The organism is Burkholderia sp. 22088 (assembly GCF_052045915.1).
Lineage (GTDB): Bacteria > Pseudomonadota > Gammaproteobacteria > Burkholderiales > Burkholderiaceae > Burkholderia > Burkholderia cepacia.
The window spans coordinates 244,433-268,259 of the sequence record NZ_JBQEPY010000011.1 but is presented as its reverse complement, the minus strand read 5'-3'; the positions used below and the strand labels follow the sequence as shown (position 1 = coordinate 268,259).

The following is a 23,827-nucleotide window of genomic DNA, read 5'->3' as shown; positions in this document are numbered from 1 at the left end:
CGCTTTTACTAACCGGTTAAATCAATTCGTGACGCAAATGGCGCGGAAATCGGAGTTTGAGTTTGTCGGTTATTATCGGGCGCATTAAATGCGTGCCGCCGGCGCGCGCGACCACCGCTTCTTCCCCGAGGATGATTCCGATGACGACGCTGCCTTCCCGTTTGCCGCTGATCCAGGCCCCGATGGTCGGTTCACTGAGCCCGCTCGCGATCGCCGTGTGCGAAGCCGGCGGGCTCGGCTCGCTCGCCTGCGCGGCACTGGGTCCGCAGCAATTGCGCGACGAGATCGCGGCGATCCGGGCGCGCACGCCCGCCCCGTTCAACGTGAACTTCTTCTGCCATACGCCGCCGGCACCCGATGCCGCGGTCGACGCGCGTTGGCGCGCGGCGCTCGCGGGCTACTACGCGGAAGTCGGGCTCGATCCGGCCGACGTGAAGGGCGGCCCCGGACGCGCGCCGTTCGACGATGCGATGTGCGCGGTCGTCGAAGAGCTGCGGCCGGCCGTCGTGAGCTTTCACTTCGGGCTCCCGGACGATCCGCTGCTCGATCGCGTGCGGCGCACGGGCGCGCAGGTCGTCTCGTCCGCGACAACCGTCGAGGAAGCGCGCTGGCTGGATGCGCGCGGCGTCGACGCGATCGTCGCGCAGGGCGCGGAGGCCGGCGGCCATCGCGGCATGTTCCTGACCGACGACATCCATGCGCAGCCGGGCCTGTTCGCGTTGCTGCCGCAGATCGTCGACGCGGTGCGCGCGCCGGTGATCGCCGCCGGCGCGATCGCCGACGGGCGCGGCATCGCAGCCGCGTTCGCGCTCGGCGCGCGCGCGGTGCAGATCGGCACCGGTTACCTGCTGACGCCGCAGGCCGGCCGCTCGGCGCAGCATCGCGCGGCGGTGCGCGCCGCGCGCGACGACGGCACGCGCCTGACCAACCTGTACACGGGCCGCCCCGCGCGCGGGCTGCTGACGCGCTTCATGCGCGAACAGGGGCCGATGAGCGCGCTCGCGCCGGCGTTTCCGCTCGCGACGGCCGTGGTCGATCCGCTGCGCGGCGCGTTCGAGCGGCAGGGCCGCGACGACTTCTCGGTGCTGTGGTCGGGCGAGGCCGCGGCGCTCGCGCGTGAAGAGGATGCGGGCGAGCTGACGCAGCGCCTGTGGCGCGATGCGCTGGCATGTGCGGCGGGGCTGCACGACGCGTTTCCGCAGGCGCGCTGAGCGACCGGGAAGGGGGCGCCGGCGCGGGAGCATCGGCGTATCATCTGGGTTTTCGTCAGCCCGATCCAGGCACCCCCCACCATGACCTCCGTCGACACTACCCCCGTCCTCGACCATGACAAGCTCGTTACCTTCATCGAGCGCAAGTGGAACGATGAAATCCTCCACGCACTGACCGACTACATCGCGATCCCCGCGAAGAGCCCTGCATTCGACCCCGACTGGGCGAAGCGCGGTTATCTCGAGCGCGTCGTCACCGATGCCGCGCAGTGGGCCGAGCGACAGCCCGTGAAAGGCCTGAAGCTCGAGATCGTGCGCCTGCCGGGCCGCACGCCGGTGATCTTCTTCGAATCGCCCGCCACGCGCTCGGGCAGCACCGACACGATCCTGCTGTACGGCCACCTCGACAAGCAGCCCGAATTCGACGGCTGGCGCGCGGACCTCGGCCCGTGGACGCCGAAGTACGAGAACGGCAAGCTGTACGGCCGCGGCGGCGCGGACGACGGTTACGCGATCTACGCGAGCCTCGCCGCGCTCGGCGCGCTCGACGAGCAGGGCATCGAGCGGCCGCGTTGCGTCGGCCTGATCGAGACCTGCGAGGAGTCGGGCAGCTACGACCTGCTGCCGTACGTCGACGCGCTGCGCGACCGGCTCGGCCAGGTGTCGCTCGTCGTGTGCCTCGATTCGGGCGCCGGCAACTACGACCAGATGTGGCTCACCACGTCGCTGCGCGGGCTGGTGTCCGGCGACCTGCAGGTCGAGGTGCTCGAGGAAGGCGTGCATTCGGGCGTGTTCGGCGGCATCGCGCCGTCGAGCTTCCGCGTGATGCGCCAGCTGTTCGAGCGCCTGGAAGATGCGAAGAACGGCAACCTGCTGCCGGGCGTGTTCCATTGCGAGATTCCCGACAGCCGCGTGCGCGAAGCCGACGCAGCCGCCGCCATCCTCGGCGACGCCGTGTGGAAGGGGCTGCCGTGGGCCTGCGGCGCGGACGGCAAGCCGGTGCTGCCGACCACCACCGATCCGCGCGAGGCGCTGCTGAATTCGACGTGGCGCCCGTCGCTGTCGGTGACCGGCGCGGCCGGCATGCCGGCGCTCGCGGATGCGGGCAACGTGCTGCGTCCGCGCACCGCGTTCAAGCTGTCGCTGCGCCTGCCGCCGCTCGTCGACGCCGCGCAGGCCGTGCAGCAACTGAAGGAACTGCTCGAACTCGATCCGCCGTATAACGCGAAGGTCACGTTCAAGCCGGACGCGGGTGCCGCGACGGGCTGGAGCGCTCCGGATCTCGCGCCGTGGCTCGCGTCGTCGCTCGATGCCGCGTCGCGCCGCCACTTCGGCGCCGATTGCGCGTACATGGGCCTCGGCGGCACGATCCCGCTGATGAACGTGCTGCAGGAAGGTTTCCCGTCCGCCCAGTTCATGGTGTGCGGCGTGCTCGGGCCGAAGTCGAACGCGCACGGCCCGAACGAGTTCCTGCACGTGCCGTACGCGAAGAAGCTGACGGCGGCGGTCGCGGACGTGATCGCGACCGCGCGCTGAGCGCCACGACTGCCCGACCCGACCCGACCTGACCTGACGGAACCTTGCCGATGACCGCCTTGCCGACGCCCGATACCGAACCGCTGCGCATGCGCGCCGAACCGCTGCATGCATTCGTCGCGGCACTCTGGGAACGGGCCGGCAGCAGCGAGCGGGAGGCACGGCTCGTCGCCGATCACCTGGTCGGCGCGAATCTCGCGGGTCACGATTCGCACGGGGTCGGGATGATCCCGAACTACGTCGCGTCGTGGCGGGAAGGGCAGTTGCAGCTGAACGGGCACGCGTCGATCGTCCGCGACGGCGGCGCGGTGCTGACGATCGACGGCGGGCGCGGCTTCGGCCAGGTGATCGCGTTCGAGGCGATGGTCGAAGGGATCGAGCGTGCGCGGCGCATGGGCATCTGCGCGATCGGGCTGCGCGACGTGCATCATCTCGGCCGCATCGGACACTGGGCCGAGCAGTGCGCGCGCGCGGGGCTCGTGTCGTTCCATTTCGTCAACGTGCCGGGCGACCTGCTGGTCGCGCCGCTGCACGGCACGGATCCGCGCTTCGGCACGAACCCGTTCTGCGCCGCGTATCCGCGTGCGGGCAGGCCGCCGCTGCTGCTCGATTTCGCGACGAGCGCGATCGCGTACGGCAAGACGCGCGTCGCGCACAACCAGCGCAAGCGCGTGCCGGCCGGGTCGCTGATCGACCATCGCGGCCAGCCGACCGACGATCCGGCCGTGATGCACGAGCAGCCGTTCGGCGCGCTGCTGCCGTTCGGGCTGCACAAGGGGTACGCGCTGGCGGCGATGTGCGAGATTTTCGGCGGTGCGCTCGTCGGCGGGCATACGACCTACGGCGACACGCTGCAGAAGACGAGCGCGATCGTCAACGGGATGCTGTCGGTGCTGATCGACCCGAAGGCATTCGATGCGGCCGATGCGGAGCGTGAGGCCGATGCGTTCGTCGCATGGGCCAAGGCGTCGCCGCAGGCCGGTGACGCGCCGGTACAGGTGCCGGGCGAGCCGGAAGAGACGAGCCGCGCGGCGCGCGGGGCCGGCGGCATTCCGGTCGATCGCGCGACGTGGCGGCAGATCCGCGAGAGCGCGGCGGCGGTCGGCTTCGACGACGCGGCGCTCGACGCGTGGACGCAGCGTTGCATGGAGCGTGCATGAGCTGGCAGTCGGAGAAGGCACACGGCGAGGAGATCGCATATCAGCTCGCGCCGCTCGGCAAGGTCGAGGTCGCGCGGTTCTTCAGCGGGGCGGCGATGCGGCTCGATGGCGTGATGTTCGGCTTCATGTCGCGCGGGTCGCTGTTCCTGCGTGTCGACGACGTGAACCGTCCGGCATTCGTCGCGGCGGGGATGGGGCCGTTCTCGTATGCGAGGCCCACGCGTACCGTCGCGCTGGAGGGCTACTACGAAACCCCGGCCGACGTGCTCGAGGATGCGGGTGCGCTGTTCGACTGGTGCCGCAGCGCGTATCGCGCGGCGCTGCTGGCGGGGCCGCCGAAGCGAAAGGCGAGGGTGGCGGAGAAGTCTGCGGCAAAGCCGGCAGTGAAGCGGGCAACGAAACCGGCGGCCAAGCCAGCGGCAAAGGCGGCAGCGAAACCGACAGCAAAACCAGCAACTAAACCACCGGCGAAGCGCAAGCAAACCTGATGCCGGTCGAGCGAAGCGACACTTTCGCAAATTTCGCTTCCCTTTCTTTCGATCTCGAACGTGCCGGGGCGATTCGCGCGACACGCGGCGCATGACGGGTGCCAGGCGGTGCGCCCGCGCAGGTGCGTAAAGTCATGCGGCTTGCCGCACCGCACATCCCCCGTGCTTCACAACGGCGGCCCCGGCGTTTATGATCGGCGCGGGTTGCACCCGTGACTGGCGCGACCCGCGCCGGCCTCGCCGCCGGCTCCAACGAACGGCGCATCGTATGCCGCGCGGGACATTTCCCCACCCATCATTCCAGACGGAGACAACCGATGCTCGTCCTGATTCTCGGTTTAGCGATCTTCCTCGGTGTGCACTCGATCCGGATCGTCGCGGACGGCTGGCGGTCGGCGACGATCGAGCGAATCGGCGAGAAAGGCTGGAAGGGCACCTATGCGATCGCATCGATCATCGGCTTCGTGCTGATCGTCTGGGGTTACGGCATCGCGCGCCAGGGCGCGACGCTGCTGTGGGTGTCGCCGGTCGGTGTGCGCCACCTCACCGGCATGCTGACCGCGATCGCATTCGTGCTGATCGCCGCCTCCTACGTGCCCGGCAACCGTATCAAGACGCTCGTCGGCCATCCGATGGTGGCCGGCGTGGCGGTCTGGGCGATCGCGCACCTGCTCGCGAACGGCACGCTGCACGCCGTCGTGCTGTTCGGCGCCTTCTTCGTCTGGTCGCTCGTCGATTTCGTCGTGTGGCGCGCGCGTGACCGCCGCGAAGGCGTTCGTTATCCGGCGGGCAGGCTGTCGGGCGACGTCGTGGCGATCATGGCCGGGCTCGTCGTCTGGGCCGTCTTCGTGCTGTTCCTGCACGGCTGGCTGATCGGCGTGCGGCCGTTCGGCTAAGCCGCCAGGCACTTGCGCGGCCGAGCGGCTGAAAAACTGAGCGGCCGAGCGGCCGAGAAGCCGAGAAGCCAAGCGGTTGAGCAACTGACTGGCCGAGCGGCGCCGGCCAGCGCGCCGCCCGCCGAGGGCGACGGTCAGCGCAGCTTCGCGCCGGCCGTTTCGCCGAGTTGCGCCGGCTTGCGGCGCAGGAAATACGCCGCGACGATCGCGAGCGCCGTCGATACCGTGAACCAGAACTGGAAGCGCGAATCCGGGTTGAATGCCTGCGAGCCGAGCACGGCGACGAGCGCCAGCAGCGCGACCCAGTTCGACACCGGATAGAACCACGCGCGGAACGCCGCCGGGTCGCGTCGCTCGTGCTTCGTCTGCCGGCGCATCGCGAAGTGCGCGACGATGATGAAGATCCACACGATCATCACGAACGCGCCGCTGCTCTTCGCGAGCATCAGGAACAGGTCGCCGCCGCTCACGAAGTGAACGCCGAGGATCGACACGCAGATCGCGAGGCACAGCACGAGCGCGTTCATCGGCACGCCTTTCGCGTTGGTACGGCCGAACATCGCGGGCGCGTGACCGCGCTGGCTGAGCGAGAACAGCATGCGCGAGTTCGAGAACAGGAACGAGTTCATCACCGACATGAACGACACGAACAGCACGATCTTCATCGCGACGGCCGCGCCCGTGAAGCCCGCCATGCCGAACAGCGACACGTACGGCGATTTCAGGTTGGCCTTGTCCGTCCACGGCATGCACAGGATCAGGATCGACACCGAGCCGACGTAGAACACCATCACGCGCACGATCACGCTCTTGATCGCGCGGATCACGTTCTTGCTCGGGTTCTCGGATTCGCCCGCCGCCACGGCCGCGATTTCGCTGCCGCCGAGCGAGAAGATCACGACCATCACGCCGGCAAGCACGGGCGAAATGCCGTTCGGCATGAAGCCGCCGTGATCCGTGAGGTTCACGAGCCCGGGCGCCGGAATGCGCGGCTGGAAGCCGAGCAGGATCGATGCGCCGAGCGCCATGAACACGACGATCGTCGCGACCTTCGCGAACGACAGCCAGTATTCCGCTTCGCCGAACGAGCGCACCGAGTACGCGTTGCTCGCGATCAGCGTCACGAGCATGAACAGTGCGCCGGCCCACACGGGCAGCCACGGCAGGAAATCGTTGAGGATCGCGCCGAGCAGGATCGCCTCGACGGTGATCGTCATCATCGACTTGAACCAGTACAGCCAGCCGACCGCGAAGCCGGCCCATTCGCCGAGATAGCTGCTCGCGTAGGTGGAGAACGAGCCGCTGTCGGGATTGCGGGACGCCATTTCGCCGAGCATGAACATGACGAGCGTGACGATCACGCCGCCGATCAGGTACGACAGGATCGCCGCGGGGCCGGCGGTCGCGATGATCGCGCCGGAGCCGACGAACAGGCCTGCGCCGATCACGCCGCCAAGCGCGATCATCGTGATGTGCCGTTGCTTGAGGCTTTGCCTCAAAGAATTGTCCTGCATCTCCTACCTCTAGTTATTGTTGGCCGGGAACGCATCGGGCAGCGGCGGCAACGTTCTGCCGCCGCAGGGGCGCCGATGTCGGGGGAGCGTGTGTGACGCGATGTGCCGGGCCGCCGGCGGTGAGTCGGAATGGCGGCCGCGAAGTGCCGGTCGGTGCCCGCGAGAGGGCGATGACGACGGCAACCCGGATTGTGGGCGGACACCGCCGTCACCGCAAACGAGATATGAGAAAGACGTCTTGCGGTTTGCTCATCAATTGCCGTGGTGGCGACAAGCGTGTGCGTGGGTCAGATCGGCTTGACGAACAACCCGATGGTCAGCAATGCGCCGATGCAGACGATCCCGATCCGCAGCACGCGTTCGTTCACGCGATGCAGCGCCCACGTGCCGAGCAGCCCGCCGACGACCGCGCCGCCGCCGAGCGCGAGCGCCTTGCCCCAGTGCAGGTGCGGCGACGTCAGGAACAGCACGACGGCCGATGCGTTCATCACGCCTGCGAGCGCGTTCTTCGTCGACATCGCGTGACGCGGCGACAGGCCGGCCATCGTCAGCACGGCCATCATCAGGAAGCCGAGCCCGCCGCCGAAGTAGCCGCCGTAGATCGCGATCATGAATTGCGAGAACGCGGCCGGGACGGTGCCGAGGTGGGCCGTGCCTTCGCCCGGCTTGCGGAAGAAACTGCCCCACGCGAATACGATCGTCGCGAACAGCACGAGCCACGGCACGAGGCGCGAGAAGATCGACGAAGGCGTCTTCAGCAACAGCAGCCCGCCGAGCGCGCCGCCGACCACGCTGATCGCGAACATCGCCCGAAACGACAGCTTGCCGACGCCGCGCACCATGTTGCGGCTCGCCCAGCCGGTCGTGACCTGAGCGGGAAACAGCGCGACCGTCGACGTGATGTTCGCCGAGAGCGGCGACATGCCCGACACGATCAGCGCGGGCAGTGTGACGAACGAGCCGCCGCCCGCGAGGGTGTTCTGCAGTCCGGCCCACAGGCCGGCGAGGATGACGAGAGCGAGCATGGGTGCGCGAACGGGGAGGTGGCTGGACGCCCGCTTGCCGGAGGCGGGCAGGCGCGGCGGACGCTCGATGGTAATGCAGGATCGCGGACGCAGGAAGGCAGGCCGGGCGTTCTGCGCGATGCGGTGCAGGTCGTGGTGTGTCGACGCGCTGTTGCGCGGCCCGTCGATGGCGGCCGCGCCGATTGCAATCCCGGCGGCGACACCCGGACGACGCATGTCCGCTCACGTGGGAGATCGCCATGGGAAGCCGGATTTAACGCTTCATTACGATAGGTTTACCGGAAAGGTGCTAAATTCGCGCATCGATATCTCGAAAAGTGGCGAGGGTAGACAGATGCTGAAGAAATGGGCCGGAATGGCAGCGATGGTCGGCGCGATGGTGGCGGTCTCGGCGCCTGCCGTGGCAGGTGACACGAACAACGCACTGGGCGGCGCGCTCGGCGGTGTCGCGGGCGCGGCGGTCGGCAACGCGGTCGGCGGGAGCACGGGCGCGATCATCGGCGGGGCCGTGGGCGGCGGCGCAGGTGGCGCGGTGACGTCGAACAAGCGCGAACGCACGGGCGCCATCGTCGGCGGCGCACTGGGCGGCGGCGCGGGCACCGCGGCGGGCCACGCGATGGGCGGCACGGCGGGCGGGCTCGTGGGCGCAGCCGTCGGCGGCGGCGCGGGGGCGGCGCTGGGCGGCCACGTGTCGCGCAACAACTCGCGCTCCGACGATTACTATCGCGGCGGCAAGCACAAGAAAAAGAAGCACCACAAGCACAACGACTGACCGGCGGTTCCCGACGCCTCCGATGGCGCCGGGTTACCGTGCGCGAACGGCAACGGCGGCGCTCGAGCCGCCGTTGCCGTTTTCGGTGATCAGCGCCCGGAGCACCAGGTCCGAGATCGTGCGATAGGCCGCGTCGAAATCGTCGCTCCCCAGCGCGCGCTTGCCGAGCACCAGCAGCATCTGCGACGCGAAATCCGCATACGACTGCGTCGCTGCCCAGATCAGGAAGAACAGGTGCTCGGCATCGACCTGCCGGACCTTGCCTTCGTCGATCCAGCGTTCGAGCACCCGGATGTCGTCCCGCAGCACCGGGATCAGTTGCTTGCGGATCTCCTTTCCGTAGGTCTTCGCGCCGCCGATGATCTCCAGCGCGAACACCCGTGATCCATGCGGGCGGTTCCGGGAAAATTCGAGTTTGGCGCGGATATAGGCCGACATCGCTTCCGCCGGCTCGCGCTCGGGCGCCGCGAACTCCCGCATCCTGCCGAGCCAGTCCCGCAGGACGTCGTCCAGCACGCGTCTGTAGAGCGCCAGTTTCGTCGGGAAGTAGTACATCAGGTTCTGCTTCGACAAGCCGGCCGCCGCCGCGATCGCCGCAACCGAACTCCCTTCGAATCCATACGTGGAAAACGATTCCTCGGCGGCGGCGAGAATGGCCGCCTCGAGGGTATCGCGCAGCGCTTCCCGCCGGCCGGGTGGCCGGGCGGGCGGTTCTGCGGTCGGCGCGGACGGGTTCATCGCTCGATCCTCCACCAGCATGTCGGGCCGGAGCCGCCGTCCGCTCAACGCGCGTTCGCTTCGGGATAGGTGATGTGTTCCGGCGCGCGCTGCATGATGACCTTCCCGCCGCGCAGCGACGTACGCACCCTGGCCTGCTTGCGAATCACTTCGTAGTCGCTATCGGCGTCGAGGATCAGCAGATTGGCCGGCCGCCCGACGGCGAGGCCGTACCGGTCGCCGAGGGACATCGCGTTCGCGCTGTGCTCGGTGACGAAATCGAGGCACCGCTGCAGGTCTTCGTATCCGAGCATGTGGCACACGTGCAGGCCCACGTCGAGAATGCGCAGGATGTTGCCGTTGCCGACGGGGTACCACGGGTCCTTGATCGAATCCTGCCCGAAGCACACGTTGATGCCGGCGCGATCGAGCTCCGCCACACGCGTGATGCCGCGCCGCTTCGGGTAGGTGTCGAAACGCCCCTGCAGGTGGATGCTTTCGGTCGGACACGAAATGAAATGAATCTCCGAGCGCTTCAGCAGCCGGAACAGCTTCGAGCAATAAGCGTTGTCGTAGGAGCCCATCGCGGTCGTGTGGCTCGCGGTGACGCGCTTGCCCATCCCGCGTACCCGCGCTTCCTCGGCGAGCACTTCCAGGAAGCGCGATTGCGGATCGTCGGTTTCGTCGCAATGGACGTCGACGAGGCAGCCCTTGCGCTCCGCGAGATCCATCAGGAACTTGATGGAGCTCACGCCCTGGTCGCGCGTGTTCTCGAAATGCGGAATGCCGCCGACGACGTCGGCGCCCATCTCGATCGCGCGCTCCATCAACGCGCGGCCGTTGTCGAACGACTCGATGCCTTCCTGCGGAAACGCAACGATCTGCAGGTCGATGAGATCGCGCGCCTCTTCCCTGACCTCGACCATCGCCTTCAACGCGGCGAGCGTTGGATCGGTGACGTCCACGTGCGTGCGCACGTGCTGGATGCCGTTGTCGCGCAGCATCCCGATCGTCGTGTGCGCGCGGGCTTTCGTATCGTCGTGCGTGATCGTGGCCTTGCGCTGCCCCCATCGCTCGATGCCTTCGAACAGCGTGCCGCTCATGTTCCATTCGGGTTCGCCGGCGGTCAGCGTCGCATCGAGATGGATATGCGGCTCGACCAGCGGCGGGATGACGAGATTGCTGCCAGCATCGATGACGTCGTTCCCTTGCGGCGTCAGCGGCGACGACTGGAGGTCGATCGCACGGATCGTGTCCGCATCGAGGTCGATCGTGAAGAGGCCGCTACGGCCGCGCAATCTGGCGTTGATGATCTTCATGTGGGTTCCTGTCGTTCGAGTGGGGCCGGAAGGGCGCGCAGCGGAATCATTCGCCCTGGACGGACGGCTCGCGCGAGAACGCGCGGGCAACCTGCAGCAGCACGATGTACGCGGCGGCGGACGCCGCGATGCCGACGATCGGCGCGATCCACGGCGAGGTGTAGGCGAGTATCGCACCGATCGCATAGGCGGCCAGGCCGACCAGGTTGAAGCGCGGCAGGCGGGCGGTCGCAAGCGACGGGTAGGTGCCGCGATGGCGGTACCAGTAGTCCGCCATGATCACGCCGCCGACGGGCGGAATGATCGAGCCGAGCAGCACGAGGAACGGAATCAGCAGCTCGTACATCCCGCCGACCGCGAGCACGATGCCGATCGCCGCCCCCACGAGGACGAGCGTGCGGCGCCGCTCGGTGCGCAGCAGGTGGCAGCCGGCGGCCGCCACGTTGTACATCGTCGGCCCCTGGATGGTCCAGAGATTCAGGCACAGCATCACGACCGCCGCGATCGACAGGCCCTGCAGCATCATCACCTCGACGATGTCGGCCTGCTGATAGACGATCGCGCAGTACGCGCCCGCGACGATCATCAGGCCGTTGCCCGCGAAGAACCCGATCATGCTGGCCGACACGGCGCTGCGCGCGCTGCGGGCGAGGCGCGTCCAGTTGGTCGCCTGCGTGGCGCCGCTCGCGAAGGTGCCGATGACCATCGTCACCGCGGCCGAGAACTGCATCGGATGCGTCGGCACGACGTGCTTGAGGCCGGCCCACCCGCCGATATCGCGGGTGGCGATCCACATCGACGTCATCAGCAGCACGAACATCAACGGCACGGACACGCGCGACAGCACGTCCATGCCGCGATAGCCGATGATGGCCGTGATCGAGAATCCGAAGCCGAACAGGATCATCAACGGCGTGGTCACCGACGCGGGCCAGCCGAGCAGCTTGACCAGCACGATGGCGACCGTCGCGGTGCCCCACGCGTACCAGCCGAGTTCCGCGAAGCCGAGCAGGAAATCGGACAGCTTGCTGCCGACTTCGCCGAAGCAGAAGCGGCCCATCAGCACCGCATTCAGGCCGCTGCGCGCGGCGATCAGCGCAAGCGACGCCGCATAGGCGGCGAGCAGCAGGTTACCGATCACGGCGATCTGGATCATGCTGACGACATCGAAGGCGACGCCGATCTTGCCGCCGGCGAACATCGTCCCGGTGAAGAACGTGAAGCTCAGCAGCACCATCGTGATCGATAGAAAGCCGGTGCGTTTCTCGAGCGGGACTTCGCTCAGCGCGAATTCCCCGTGGTTCGACCCGGCTGTCGGGCGTGCATCCTGGTTCGTGGGCATCTCGTTTTCCGTGGGCGATCGGGTTGTGGGCTGAAGGCGGTTGCGGAGGCCCGTGCACGGGCAGCGGACGGGCTGTTTCTGTTTTCAGCGCGTCATTCTCTCTGGCCAAAATTTTTACAAGCGTAAAAATTTGGTGTACGCGCGGCGGTCGCGAAGCGGCTGCCGGGAAAGGGGGCTCCGGTTGATTGCCCGGGGGCGCTTGGGGCGAAGTGATTGCGTGAACCGATGTATCCGGGGGTCGACGTGACCGGTGCATCGATCGAGTCGAAGCGCCGATCCCGGCGAATCGCTGGATTCGACCGGGAAAGAACGTGGCCTCGATTCAGGCCGACGAACTAAAGTTGCCCTATTTTGGAATGCTGGGGAAGGCAGGCGTATCAAGCTTCGCCGGTGCCGCACTCTTCCTGAGAGCGCAACTTTAGTTCCAAAATTTCGGAACTGAAGTTTGGACAAAGTTGATGCGTGAACTAAAGTTGCGCGATTTCTGCCATGCAGGCGAATGTGTTTGGCGGGAACTGGATTGTCTTGTGTGACGACATGTATCAGTTGAGGACACCGGCAACTGCGTTCACATTCGGTGAACGGTCCCTTGGTAGTTGGATTGGGAACATCCTATTTGTCTGATTAGTGGGTGCAACGTCTTGCGACGAAACGAGTCAGTCAGGGCCGTCTGACTACTGACATTGGTCTAGTTGACTGTTGCGGCGCGACTCGCGGAATCGACTTGGAGGTGGCGGCGGGCGATATCGATGCCGCTGAGGCTGTGGACTTTGCGGCCCAAAAGATCAATCTCTAAGCTAAGCCCTCCGGAATGCAGGCGGGATATTTCAATTTCCCTTCGTCATAGCAGTGATCTGGCCACCGTGTCTGCTCCACTAACGACATTTCGCTTTCCTCTAGTTGATGCACTTTCTGCATCACAAGGAGGTCCATAGAGGCGAATTGGTGGCAACTGCGGATCGAGTTGATTCGAATTATTCACGGAGCAGACTTTGCTCCGACTTTGTATAACAAAGGAAAAATAAAGCCGTGGCGTCAACTAAAGTTGGATAGCGTGTGCATTGCAGACGCATCGGTTCCTGAACGGACACAATTAGCAGTATCTACGAACTTCAACAAATACATGGATTACCTCCAAAGTAGTCCAAGATTTTGTCCGCATCCCCTCCGGACGCAGGGCCGCAATCCTGACCTTCAAACCGTCGTGCAAACGAAGGTTTGGCACCCCGGAGGCGTCCATGCGTGCTCGACGGAAGGCGAGCAGGACCTCAAGGCCGCACGGACGGCGCAAGCGCCAGGGCGGTTTCGAGCACGGCCCGTCCGAATGTGCGGGCGTATGCGGTCGCATCGGCGTCGTCACGCGGTCGGTCGGCGCTCTCCTTGAACGGCAATTCGATGGTCATCGCCAGCGCATCGAATTGCTCCGCGACCCACGGGATGCACTTCCTTGGGCTCGCGTGGTCAGGTCGGTCGACGGAATAGCCGCGCGCTGTCTGGAACACGGGGGAGCGTCGCAGCAGGTCCTCGTCGAACGTGCGGCGCAGGGCCTGCAAGCGTGGCGTCCAGGCGGGGCTGCCGTCGGCGCCCACCGAGAAGACGTGGGGCAGGACCTCGTCGCCATGGAAGTCGACGAGCAGGTCGAGTCCGAGCGCTTGCATGCGACGGCGCACGGCGGCCGTCTCGGGCGCATCAGGATACTCGCGGTCCCAGCAGCGGTTGAGGTTGGCGCCGCGCGCGTTCGTGCGCAGGTTGCCCAGGCGCACGCCGTCCGGATTGGCATTGACGACGACATGCACGGCTGAGCCACCGTTCTCCCAAACAGGACGCAGCTCGCCGCACAGCCCCTGCACGAGGCCCTCGAGGCAATAACCGCCCTGCGATTCGCCCGGATGCTGGCGAGCCATGAACCAGAGGCGAGTGCGTGGCGCATCGCCCTCGAACGAAAGCATGCGGATCGGCTCGCCGAGCGCGGAGGTCCCGAGGGTCTCCAGCGTTGCGCCTGCCTGCGTCGCCTGAGCGACGAGGTTGTCTTCGGCGACGCGGTCGAAGGTCGGAAAATAGGCAAAGCGCAGGCGCCGGGCCGGGCCGGGCGCGTGGAACGCGAGCGCATCGCCATCGAAGTCTGTTGGCAGGCGGCGCCAGGCCGCCGCCTCGCCGCCATCGGCGCGCATGCAGACGCGGTAATCGACCCAGCCTTTAGGGTAGGACGAGCCGGCCAAACCCTCGATGCGCACGTCGACGCCGCCGGGCGGTAGATCGACCAGCTCGAACGCGAACCATTGGGCGAATTCGGCGGCGTTGTCGCTGCGCAGACGCAAACGCAGGGGCGAGCCGCTGGTGGGAGAGGCAACGTGATCGATGGCGGCGGCTTCGAAATCGGTGTCGATGTGCATAGGTCTGGTGTTAGGACAGTGTCAGGGCCTGCAGGCTTACAACGCGACATTTTGCGCGCCGTTGATGCAGGCGTTTGTGGCACGGGACGAAGGTGCCGCAGCGGACGCGAGATCCGCCAGCAGCAGATCCACGACGCGGGCAGCGTGAGCTGCGTTCAGCACGAGGTTACTGGTGAGCAAGAACACGCCTTGCGTACTGTTCCCGATCGCGAATAATCGGTGCGCGCTTCCGTGAGCGCCGATCACGCGGTTGGTGTGCGGATCGACGTCGATGCCGCCGAAAGGGTGACGACGCGCGAGCCCCCCGGCGATCAGGCTCGGATAGAGCGGCCCGGCCGACGCGTCCGGGCCGCCCACCAGACCGGTGCAGTTCACGAGCACCGGCACGCGCAGATCCGGGGCCAGCGTCGGTCCCCCCGTTCCGAAGCGCAGCACGAAGGCCTCGCCGTCGTGAGTCACCTCCCATTGGTGTTGATTCCTGGCCGCACAACTTGCTGGGTTGTGTCGAGCGTGTGTGAGGCTTGACCGGATTCTCAAAAAATCCGCCGTATCTCGGTCTAAGCTGCTGATTTTAACGAAAAATCAATGCTCGGATCGAGCGGCAGAACAGGCCGCAGGAGGTCCAGCAGGTAGTCGCCGAGCCGGGGGTGTAAGCCGGCCCCAAGATTTGTTTGGAGTTCTTTCAATTTGGCAGACCAGCGGCTATTTGCGGGCGGCAAAGGCCTGATTCATCCCGCGCGCGCTGGACTTCGTCGCCATGAGGTTGCAAGTCGACGCCGGAACTCTGGATCATGGATCGGACGCCCCCTGAGGCTAGCCGCCGCAACGGAGCGTCGATTGTGCCTTGATCTGAGTGCTTGAGCCAAACACATAGTCGGGACGGTGCGCGGCGAATCCTGGCTTTTCTTGCGAGGTCGAGTTTGACACCCGAAGTTGCTCGATTCGTGCGAATTGTTAAATTGCACCGAAACCCCCTGAAAAGAGCGCAACTTTAGTTCGTCGGACTGATTCGTCAGACCAATTGGCGATTTTCCCGCCCGCTTGCTCCCGTGAAATTGTCATGCTAGTTTTTCATGAAATTTCTCGGCAAGAATTTCACGGGAGTCCGCATGTTCGTGCAGTCCGACCGTCACGTCGCAAGCTACTACGCCGGTACGTATCCGGAGACGATCCCGCATCGTCCGGAACTGGACGAGCGCATCGACGCCGACGTGCTCGTCGTCGGCGCGGGGTTCAGCGGGCTGCATACGGCGCTGCGCCTTGCGCTCGCCGGCAAGCGGGTCGTCGTGCTCGAAGCGAGCCGCGTCGCGTGGGCCGCGTCGGGCCGCAACGGCGGGCAGGCGCTGCTCGGCTGGTCGTGCGACATGCAGCCGCTCGAGGATTCGCTCGGCCGCGACGGCGCGCGCCTGCTGTGGGACAGCATGCGCTGGGCCGCGACCGAGGTGCGGGAACTGCCCGGGCGACATGGTTTCGACATCGACTATCGGCCCGGCAGCCTGTGGGCGGCGGTGCGGCCGCGTCGCGTCGCGATGCTCGCGCAGGCCCGCGACGAAGCGGCCGAGCGCTGGGGCTACGACCGGCTGCGCGTGATCGAGCGGGCCGACATGCCCGAATGGATCGGCGGCACGCGCTATCTCGCGGCGCTCTACGATCCCGAGGCCGGCCACCTGAACCCGCTGAAGCTCGCGCTCGGCCTCGCCCGGACGATCGAGCGCGCGGGCGGCCGCATCTTCGAGCAGAGCCGAGTGCTCGACTGCCGCGAAACGGCCGGGGGCCACGTCGCCCGCACGGCGCGCGGCGAAGTACGCGCGGACGTCCTCGTGCTGGCCTGCAACGCGTATGTCGACCGGCTCGATCGCGACCTCGCGCGCCGGCTGTTGCCGGTCGGCACCTACCAGGTCGCGACCGCGCCGCTCGCGCCCGACGTCGCGCGTTCGCTGCTGCCGCGGAACAGCTGCGTGATCGACAACCAGTTCGTGCCCGACTATTTCCGGCTGAGCCCCGACAACCGGCTGCTGTTCGGCGGCGGCTGCACGTATCTCGGCGGCATTCCGGCCGATATCGCGGCGGCCACGCGCCCGCACCTCGAACGCGTGTTTCCGCAACTGGCCGGCGTGCCGCTCGATTACGCGTGGGGCGGCCATATCGACATCAGCATGCGCCGCACGCCGGACATCGGCCGCCTCGGGCAGCGTTTCTGGCTGCAGGGTTTCTCGGGGCACGGCGTGCTGCCGACGCTCGCGGGCGCGCGCGCGGTGGCCGACGCCGTGCTCGGCGACGAACGCCTGCTTGCGCAGTACCAGCGCATCCGCAACCCGCGCTTCCCCGGCGGCGACCGGCTCGCCGCGCCGCTGGAAGCGGTCGGCAAGGCCTGGTACCGTCTGCGCGATACCGTTTGACTGCACCGGAACCCACCATGAACGAACAGGAAGAGATAGAAAGCCTGGCGATCCTGATCCGCGACCTGCGCAAGCATCGCAAGGTCACGCTCAACGATCTCGCGGAACGGATCGGCCGCTCGGTCGGCTTTCTGTCGCAGGTCGAGCGCGGGCTGTCGCGCCCGACGGTCGCGGATCTCACCGCGATCGGCGAGGCGCTCGGCGTGCCGACCACTTATTTCTACAGCCTGAGCAAGCCGCGCAGCGTGCCGTGGGTCACGCGGCCCGACGAGCGGCGCACCGTGTATTACGCGGCCGGCATTACCGACATCCTCGTGTCGCCGAACATGCGCTCGCGCTTCTCGATCCTCGAAAGCCATCTCGCGCCGGGCGCGAGCAGCGGCGAGCGGCCCGTCGACGACAGCGACGAGCAGGGCGGTTTCGTGCTCGAAGGAGAACTGACGATCTGGATCGACGGCGACGACACACCCGTCACGCTCGGCCCGAACGACGCATTCCAGCTCCCCGCGCACAAGCGCTTCCGTTATGCCAACCTGACCGACGCGCCGACGCGCGTGATCTGGGTATTCACCTGAGTGGTCGGCGGGGCGGGCGGCATGACGGGCCGCCCCGCCAAGCAGCCTGTTTGCAGTACTGATCGAGATGATGCATGCGACGTGATGCATGCGCGTGAATCCGGTTCGCCGCGCTGCGGCACCGCCATACAAGACATGGAAAGGATGAGACATGGCTGACGTCGTTCCCGCGCTGGTCGGTGAAGTCCGCGCATTCCGGCAGGCGCACCCCGAGATCCGTTATGTCGACCTGATCTGCCTCGACCTGCCCGGGCATTTCTACGGCAAGCGCTACCCGATTGACGCGCTCGAAAAGGTCGCGTCGGGCTCGTTGCTGAAGCTGCCGCAGAATTGCGTGCTGCTCGGCACGCAGGGCGGCCTCTACAAGATCGGCGACTACTGCTTCAACGACGGCGACCCGGACGCGCCGCGCCGGCTGATTCCCGGCACGCTGAAGCCCGTGCGCTGGGAGCGGCAGCCGCTCGCGCAGATGCTGATCAGCTCCGACGGCACCGATTCGCCGATCGAGTTCGAGCCGCGCGAGGTGCTCGCGCGCGTGCTGCGGCGTTTCGCGGCGCGCGGCATCCGGCCGGTCGTTGCATTCGAGCTCGAGTTCTACCTGTTCGCCGCGCAGCTCGCGGAAGGGATGCCGCAATATCCGCGCGACCGCCTGAGCGACGATCGCGACGATCAGCCGAACATGCATATCGAGCGCCTGTCGCGCTTCTCCGACGTGCTGCACGAGATGGTCGAGGCCGCGTGCGAGCAGGGCGTCGACGCGACGGTGATCACGGCCGAGCTCGGTCCCGGTCAGTTCGAGATCAATTTCGGCCACACCGACGATGCGTTGCGCGCGGCCGACTGGTCGGCGCTGTTCTGCCGCAGCACGCGCGGCGTCGCGTTGAAGCACGGCTATCGCGCGAGCTTCATGGGCAAGCCGTACCTGCATGCGCCGGGCAGCGGGATGCACGTGCACGTGAGCCTCTACGACGATGCCGGGCGCAACCTGCTCGCGGCGGACGGGCAGCGGCCGCTGCGGCACGCGGTGGCCGGATGCCTCGCGGTGCTGCCGCACTGCATGCCCGTGTTCGCGCCGAATCACAACGCGTTCCGGCGCTACGGATCGATGGTGAATGCGGCGAGCCGCGCGAGCTGGGGCTTCGAGGATCGCGATGCGTGCATCCGGATTCCCGAGTCGGATGCGCGCAACCTGCGGATCGAGCACCGGCTCGCGAGCGCGGACGCGAACCCGTATCTGGTGCTCGCCGCGATTCTCACCGGGATGGAGCATGGGCTCGATGCACGGATCGAGCCGATCGTGCCGCTCAACGAGGATCGCGGCAGCGGGATCGATTTCCCGAAGGAGATGCTGTCGGCCGTCGCGGCGATGCAGGATCATCCGGCCCTGCGCGAAGGGCTCGGCAGCGAGTTCGTGATGGTGTATTGCGAGAACAAGCGGCAGGAGGAGCTGGATTTCCGCAATGAAATCGGCGCGCGGGAGTATCGGTGGTTCTTGTGAGCGGACGCTGCCGCGCGCGCGTCTTATCGTCCGCGCATCTGCTCCATCGGCAGGTGCGCGCCCCACGCGCTCGTCAGGGCCTCGATTTCCGCAACCGGGTCGATCTGGTGTCGAGCGTTTTCGGCCACGCCGTCGCCGAACAGCAGGTGCGCGAAATCGCGTGCACGCTCGGTGATCGCCGCTGTTTTCGGGCGGCGCCGCAGCGTGAAAGACGAGAGCGCCGCATCGAGGTCGCTGTCGTTGCCTGCTCCGTGCTCGTCGAGACAACGGGCAAGATGCCACGCGTCCTCGAGTGCCTGGCAAGCACCTTGTCCGGAGGTCGGTAGCGGCGCGTGAGCGGCATCGCCGATCATCAGCACGTTGCCGCGATGCCACACGTCGACGGGATCGAGATCGTGCACGTGGATCTTCGTGATCGCGTCCGATGGTGTCGCACGTATCGCGTTCGCGACGGGTGCCGGCCACGCAGCGAAGCGCCGTTCCAGCATCGCCGCGGGATCGCTTTCCGTCACCTCGCCCGGATCGGCTTCGGGCCATGCCGCCGCCCAATACATCCGATGCCGGTCGAGCGCGACGATACCGAAGCGCTCGCGCACGCCCCAATAGTCGAATACCGACACCTCGTCGACCAGCGGCACATCACTTTGCGCGATACCGATCCAGTTGACGAATCCCTGGTAGACGGGCGCGTTGTGACCGACCACGTAGTGTCGCGCGACGGAATTCATGCGGCCGTCCGCGCCGATCACGAGATCGGGGGCGATCGTCGTTCCATTGTCGAAGTGAACGATGGCGCGGCCGTCCGTTCCGGTTTCGATGGCCGTCGCCCCGTGGCCGAAGCGGACGTCGATGCCGCGCGCGGCGAGGTGCCGTGCCAGCACGGCCTGCAGGTCGCGCCGCAGGATCGAATACGTCGGGAAACCCATGCGGCGGTCGAGTGCGCGGATATCGGTCGCCTTGAGCGCGGTGCCATGCCGGTCGATGCGCCGCATCGCGTGCAGGTGGCCGCCAACCTCGACGATGTCCGGCAGCAGGCCGAGTTGCTCGAGCACGAAGCCGGCATTCGGCCACAGCACGACGCCCGCGCCCATCGTCGATTCCGACGGCCGGCGTTCGTACAACCGGATCCGGTGGCCGCGCCCGGCGAGTGCGAGTGCGGTGCTCATGCCGGCAACGCCGGCGCCCAGAATGGCGATTTCCATCGTGCTCCTTCCTTGTGTCGTACGCGTGCTCGCCGGGGCGCGGAGTTGCGCATCGGCGTCGCATTGACGGGATGAGCATCGTAAATTATGGTCTCCGGCGGGATAAGCTGTGAAAATCGGCACGCTTTGATACCTGAAATGGGCTAATGATGCGGAGCAAGCTGGATCTGAATGCGGTGCGTGTGTTCGTGTCGGTCGTCGACGAAGGCAGCTTCGCCGGCGCCGCGCGCGTGCTCGAGATGCCGGGTTCCAACGTGAGCCGTCACGTGGCGCAACTGGAGTCGAGGCTCGGCGTGCGGCTGCTCGAGCGCAGTACGCGGCACTTGCGCATGACCGAGGCCGGGCGTTTGCTGCACGAGCGCGCGCGACCGATGCTCGATGCGCTGACGCAGGCCGAATCCGAACTGACGTCGCAGCAGACGGAGCTGCGCGGCGTGCTGAAGCTCTGCGTGCCCGGCGAAATCGGGCCGCGCATGCTCGGGCCGATCGTCGCGGAATTCGCGAGCCGTCACCCGCGCGTCGAAATCGACTGCGATACGAGCCTCGCCGGTGTGTCGACGCTGCGCGACGATATCGACCTGTCGATCATCGTCAATCGCGGGAGGCTGGACGACAGCACGTTCGTCGTCAGGCCGCTCGTGAGTTTGCCGAGCGTCGTCGTGGCTGCGCCGTCGCTCGTCGCGCGGGTCGGGTTGCCGACCCGGACGGAACAGCTCGGGCAACTGCCGTGCATCACGACGTTGAGCACGCTGAAAGGGCGACCGTGGCAATTTGCCGACGGCGAAGGGTGGATTCACAAGATTCCGGTGGCGAGCCGGTATCGCGTCAATAGCGGCGAGATGGCAGGGCTGGCTGCGGTGAACGGGATCGGTTTTGCGATTCTCGTCGAGCGCATGTGCGCGGTCGAGCTGGCCGAGGGGCGGCTGGTGCGCGTGCCGCTGGAGATGACGCCTGCGCCGCTGGAGCTGTATGCCGCTTATGCGAGCCGGAATTCGGTCAATGCGAAGATCCGCGAGTTGCTGCAGATGATGCAGACGCGGCTAGTGGAATGGGGGACAAGCCTTTCATGACGATCGTGTCGCCGTCTTGGCGGGCCACACGTGCCGGTTCGTGCGCTTGCCCGGTGTTTCGTTATCGAGACTGATTGCTCGCGCCGTAAAGGGAATAAAACCGGTACGGCAGATCGGCCAGTTCGCTTTCGACGTGATCGTGCCGGCCAAGCGAATGAAGCCAATCGAGGAACGTGGCTTCGGTCATCACCGATCGTAACGTGTCGACCGCTGCGTCGCGATTCGCGGAAGGCACGAATTCAACGGGCGCGGTGTGGCGGTCGGTGGAGCCGCTCAAGTAGCGCGCGCCCTGCCAGTCGATGCGCGGATAGTCGCGGGGGCTGAATTCGGACGGCTGCCGGACACGGCCGCGGAGCATGTCGTCCGCCCCGACGAACCAGATCATCAACTGTGCACGCCAGAGTGGATCGTCGATGGCGAGCACCGATGTCAGGCACGGGCGAATTTCGTGCGTCTCGAGGTATTTGACGCAAAGGAACATCGATGACGAGAATTTTCCGCTGGCATTGAACCAGTCTCCGGTGCCGGATTGCCGGTCGTGATGCCGGTTGAAGCACGCAGCCGTATCGAGTGCGCCCGACGGCCAGCATTCGGGGTCCATCAGGCTTTGCCCGAGCGTATCGAGCACGTCGCGGCGATAACCCTGATAGGGTTCGGACGGGATGCGATCGGGATGCTGCGAAACGAACGCGGTGATCAGCCATTCCAGCAGCGCATGGTGTTGCCCTTCGTGGCAGCGCGGCATCAGTTGCACCATCAGGTAGTGATACCACTGCTGCCACTCGTCGCGTGGGCCGAATGAAGTCGTGCCGATCACGATTTCTTCGAGCGGCGTGTCCAGCCGTGCGATGTCGATCGACTGGAGGTCGTCCTGCAACTCGGCGAATGTCCGTCGCGAGTCGCCCATGAACCACGCCTCGCCCATCGGCGTCTTCGGGCGCGGAAACGCCGCGCTCAGTCTCGCCGATGCCGAAGCGGAGCGCCCGGCCCCGGGAATCCAGCGAAACGGGTCGGGCCGGGCCGGCATCAAGATGTTGCCGCCTCGCCGTGTGCCGTGCCCGGTAGCGCGCGCCAATAGCGCACCTCTTCGATAGGACTCCCGTCGATCTCGAACGTCTTGACGTCGTCTTCGGCGACGAAGCCTTCGCGTTCGTAGAACGCCCTGGCCCGACGGTTCTTGAGCAAGACCCACAGCGATACCCACGCATGGCCCATGTCGTGCAACGACCGGCATGCATGGTCGACCAGCGCCGCGCCGATCCCCTGGCCGCAATACGACGGATGCAGATAGATCGCTTCGATTTCTCCCCACGCACGATCCTTGTCGGTGTCGCGTGTCGGACCATAGGCGATCCAGCCTGCCGGTGTGTTGTCCGCGACCGACACCGCGAGTGCGACGTGCGGCCGCCCGGCGTCGAACGCACAGCGCCACGAGGCCGTGCGTTTCTCGACCGACAGGCCGGCGAGGAACGCCGCCGGCATGATGTCCGTGTAGGTCGCCTGCCACGCTGCGACGTGGATGCCGGCGATGGCCGGCGCGTCGGCGGAGGTGGCCGTGCGGATGTCGATCGTCGTCGTGTTCGGTGTCATGCGTGCCTCGTCGAATCGTGTGCCGTTTGCCTCGTTGCCGCGCGCGGGATTCATTCCGCCGGATCCAGGCTGCTGTCGATCGCGAAACGGTAGCCGAGGTCCACTTGCGACGCGTCGCCCGGCGTATCGGTCCGCTTCAGCACGAACTCGAACGCGGGTTCGTACCAGCCGTTGCGCGGCACTTCGCCACCAAGGACTTCGACGTCATACCAGCCGTTGTCGAGGTCGATCACGGGCCGGCCCGGTTCGCGATAACGCGCAAGCAGCGCGTTCACCGATTCGTCGTTGAAGCGTTCGAGAATGCGCCACGTGTAAAGCATCACCGAACGGTGTTCGACGCGCAGCACGTATCCGCCGCGCCGATGCTGCAGACGGCTTTCGTCCTTCAGCAGTTCGGGCGTGTCGTCGTCCAGCGTGAAGATGACCGTATAAGGGTGGTTCTCGATACCGGCCAGCGGAATGACGACGCCTTCGAGCACGGCGTTGTCGCCGCTGTCGCCGGTCGTGAACTCGGACGCGACGTTGTCCGGCAGCCGATGGGTTTCCTTGTAGCGCTTCAGCAGCAGAAGATCGCCGACGAGGAAACAGTCGATCAGGTCGTTGAGGACTTCGGAGAATTCATGCCGCATCGTCGTGTCTTTCGAAGGCGGCGTGCCGCGACCTGCACGGCGGCACACCGCGTCCGGCGAGCTTACTCGCCGAGCCTGGACGTCACGCAACCCGTGCTCGAGCATTCGCGCTCACGCTCGCGCAGGAACGACAGCCGCGACTGCGTCATGTCGTTCGCGCACTGGATATCCACGAGGTAGCTGTTGTTGCGCGTTTCGCTGCACTGCGCATCGCGTTGCTTCAGCCATGCGAGCTGGCCGGCTTTCAGCGCGGCCTGCTGGTCGCCGCTCAGTTGCTTGCGCAGGCGGCCGTATTCGTCGTTCAGATCGCGATCGGACTGAGAGAACTGCGTGCTGGTGCAGTACACCTGGTCGAACGCGCTGCGTGGCTTCCCGCAGCCGGCCGCGTGCGCGGCGAACGGAACGGCAAGCGCGAGCAGTGCGCAGGATGCGAGCAGATTCTTCATTTTCATGGTGATGCTCCTGACTGGGTAAAAACCGTTGGGCCCGAT

22 protein-coding genes are annotated in these 23,827 nt (G+C 66.5%); 10 read left to right on the top strand and 12 right to left on the bottom strand.

Annotated elements, in window-relative coordinates:
* The first annotated feature begins 140 nt into the window (after positions 1–140).
* The 5 genes from ACTJLD_RS22700 to ACTJLD_RS22680 all read left to right on the top strand — a co-directional run bounded on the left by ACTJLD_RS22700 (position 141) and on the right by ACTJLD_RS22680 (position 5,291).
* The gene (locus tag ACTJLD_RS22700; RefSeq protein WP_440659725.1) at positions 141–1,211 is read left to right on the top strand and encodes an NAD(P)H-dependent flavin oxidoreductase; all 1,071 of its coding nucleotides are present in this window, start codon (positions 141–143) and stop codon (positions 1,209–1,211) included.
* An 81-nt stretch (positions 1,212–1,292) separates the two neighbouring features.
* Positions 1,293–2,747, top strand: a complete 1,455-nt coding sequence (locus ACTJLD_RS22695; protein ID WP_060066666.1) for a M20 family metallopeptidase — start codon at positions 1,293–1,295, stop codon at positions 2,745–2,747.
* A 50-nt stretch (positions 2,748–2,797) separates the two neighbouring features.
* Entirely contained in the window at positions 2,798–3,907 is a 1,110-nt protein-coding gene (locus tag ACTJLD_RS22690) for a malate/lactate/ureidoglycolate dehydrogenase (protein ID WP_321879062.1), read from the top strand.
* A complete protein-coding gene (locus ACTJLD_RS22685) occupies positions 3,904–4,395 on the top strand; it encodes a TfoX/Sxy family protein (RefSeq protein WP_440659724.1) in 492 nt (163 codons plus the stop codon). Before ACTJLD_RS22690 ends, ACTJLD_RS22685 begins: the two co-directional genes overlap by 4 nt.
* Positions 4,396–4,712: 317 nt before the next feature.
* Entirely contained in the window at positions 4,713–5,291 is a 579-nt protein-coding gene (locus ACTJLD_RS22680; RefSeq protein ID WP_440659723.1) for an NnrU family protein, read from the top strand.
* Between the two features lie 134 nt (positions 5,292–5,425).
* On the opposite strand, the gene ACTJLD_RS22675 is transcribed toward ACTJLD_RS22680, so the two are convergent.
* On the bottom strand, positions 5,426–6,805 hold the full coding sequence (locus ACTJLD_RS22675) for an amino acid permease (RefSeq protein ID WP_060086247.1): 1,380 nt from the start codon (positions 6,803–6,805) through the stop codon (positions 5,426–5,428).
* A gap of 287 nt (positions 6,806–7,092) precedes the next feature.
* Positions 7,093–7,830 (bottom strand): sulfite exporter TauE/SafE family protein, encoded by a 738-nt coding sequence (locus ACTJLD_RS22670; RefSeq protein ID WP_027789570.1) that lies wholly within the window; start codon positions 7,828–7,830, stop codon positions 7,093–7,095.
* Between the two features lie 334 nt (positions 7,831–8,164).
* Here ACTJLD_RS22670 and ACTJLD_RS22665 point away from each other — a divergent pair, with 334 nt between their 5' ends.
* On the top strand, positions 8,165–8,602 hold the full coding sequence (locus tag ACTJLD_RS22665) for a hypothetical protein (RefSeq protein ID WP_049097299.1): 438 nt from the start codon (positions 8,165–8,167) through the stop codon (positions 8,600–8,602).
* Between the two features lie 33 nt (positions 8,603–8,635).
* On the opposite strand, the gene ACTJLD_RS22660 is transcribed toward ACTJLD_RS22665, so the two are convergent.
* From ACTJLD_RS22660 to ACTJLD_RS22640, 5 genes are all read right to left on the bottom strand, one after another.
* Entirely contained in the window at positions 8,636–9,340 is a 705-nt protein-coding gene (locus tag ACTJLD_RS22660; RefSeq protein ID WP_440659722.1) for a TetR family transcriptional regulator C-terminal domain-containing protein, read from the bottom strand.
* 44 nt (positions 9,341–9,384) lie between these two features.
* Entirely contained in the window at positions 9,385–10,638 is a 1,254-nt protein-coding gene (gene codA / locus ACTJLD_RS22655; protein ID WP_226215908.1) for a cytosine deaminase, read from the bottom strand.
* Positions 10,639–10,684: 46 nt separating this feature from the next.
* The gene (gene codB, locus ACTJLD_RS22650) at positions 10,685–11,980 is read right to left on the bottom strand and encodes a cytosine permease (protein WP_059650142.1); all 1,296 of its coding nucleotides are present in this window, start codon (positions 11,978–11,980) and stop codon (positions 10,685–10,687) included.
* 1,268 nt (positions 11,981–13,248) lie between these two features.
* Positions 13,249–14,373, bottom strand: coding sequence for a M14 family metallopeptidase (locus tag ACTJLD_RS22645; protein WP_060086253.1), 1,125 nt, complete (start codon positions 14,371–14,373; stop codon positions 13,249–13,251).
* A 36-nt stretch (positions 14,374–14,409) separates the two neighbouring features.
* Complete coding sequence (locus ACTJLD_RS22640; RefSeq protein WP_060173323.1) at positions 14,410–14,832, bottom strand: hypothetical protein; 423 nt, start codon at positions 14,830–14,832, stop codon at positions 14,410–14,412.
* A 650-nt stretch (positions 14,833–15,482) separates the two neighbouring features.
* Between ACTJLD_RS22640 and ACTJLD_RS22635 the strand changes: the two genes are divergently transcribed.
* From ACTJLD_RS22635 to ACTJLD_RS22625, 3 genes are all read left to right on the top strand, one after another.
* A complete protein-coding gene (locus ACTJLD_RS22635; RefSeq protein ID WP_440659721.1) occupies positions 15,483–16,772 on the top strand; it encodes an NAD(P)/FAD-dependent oxidoreductase in 1,290 nt (429 codons plus the stop codon).
* A 17-nt stretch (positions 16,773–16,789) separates the two neighbouring features.
* The gene (locus ACTJLD_RS22630) at positions 16,790–17,347 is read left to right on the top strand and encodes a helix-turn-helix domain-containing protein (RefSeq protein ID WP_021163465.1); all 558 of its coding nucleotides are present in this window, start codon (positions 16,790–16,792) and stop codon (positions 17,345–17,347) included.
* A gap of 151 nt (positions 17,348–17,498) precedes the next feature.
* A complete protein-coding gene (locus ACTJLD_RS22625; protein ID WP_119338089.1) occupies positions 17,499–18,845 on the top strand; it encodes a glutamine synthetase family protein in 1,347 nt (448 codons plus the stop codon).
* Between the two features lie 23 nt (positions 18,846–18,868).
* On the opposite strand, the gene ACTJLD_RS22620 is transcribed toward ACTJLD_RS22625, so the two are convergent.
* Complete coding sequence (locus ACTJLD_RS22620; protein WP_119338090.1) at positions 18,869–20,047, bottom strand: FAD-dependent oxidoreductase; 1,179 nt, start codon at positions 20,045–20,047, stop codon at positions 18,869–18,871.
* A gap of 149 nt (positions 20,048–20,196) precedes the next feature.
* Between ACTJLD_RS22620 and ACTJLD_RS22615 the strand changes: the two genes are divergently transcribed.
* Positions 20,197–21,117, top strand: coding sequence for a LysR family transcriptional regulator (locus ACTJLD_RS22615; protein WP_119338094.1), 921 nt, complete (start codon positions 20,197–20,199; stop codon positions 21,115–21,117).
* 61 nt (positions 21,118–21,178) lie between these two features.
* On the opposite strand, the gene ACTJLD_RS22610 is transcribed toward ACTJLD_RS22615, so the two are convergent.
* The 4 genes from ACTJLD_RS22610 to ACTJLD_RS22595 all read right to left on the bottom strand — a co-directional run bounded on the left by ACTJLD_RS22610 (position 21,179) and on the right by ACTJLD_RS22595 (position 23,788).
* Entirely contained in the window at positions 21,179–22,024 is an 846-nt protein-coding gene (locus ACTJLD_RS22610) for a hypothetical protein (protein ID WP_440659720.1), read from the bottom strand.
* 119 nt (positions 22,025–22,143) lie between these two features.
* On the bottom strand, positions 22,144–22,707 hold the full coding sequence (locus tag ACTJLD_RS22605; protein WP_440659719.1) for an N-acetyltransferase family protein: 564 nt from the start codon (positions 22,705–22,707) through the stop codon (positions 22,144–22,146).
* Between the two features lie 50 nt (positions 22,708–22,757).
* The gene (locus ACTJLD_RS22600) at positions 22,758–23,336 is read right to left on the bottom strand and encodes a hypothetical protein (RefSeq protein ID WP_440659718.1); all 579 of its coding nucleotides are present in this window, start codon (positions 23,334–23,336) and stop codon (positions 22,758–22,760) included.
* 62 nt (positions 23,337–23,398) lie between these two features.
* Positions 23,399–23,788, bottom strand: coding sequence for a lysozyme inhibitor LprI family protein (locus tag ACTJLD_RS22595; RefSeq protein ID WP_059698594.1), 390 nt, complete (start codon positions 23,786–23,788; stop codon positions 23,399–23,401).
* Between the last annotated feature and the right edge of the window lie 39 nt (positions 23,789–23,827).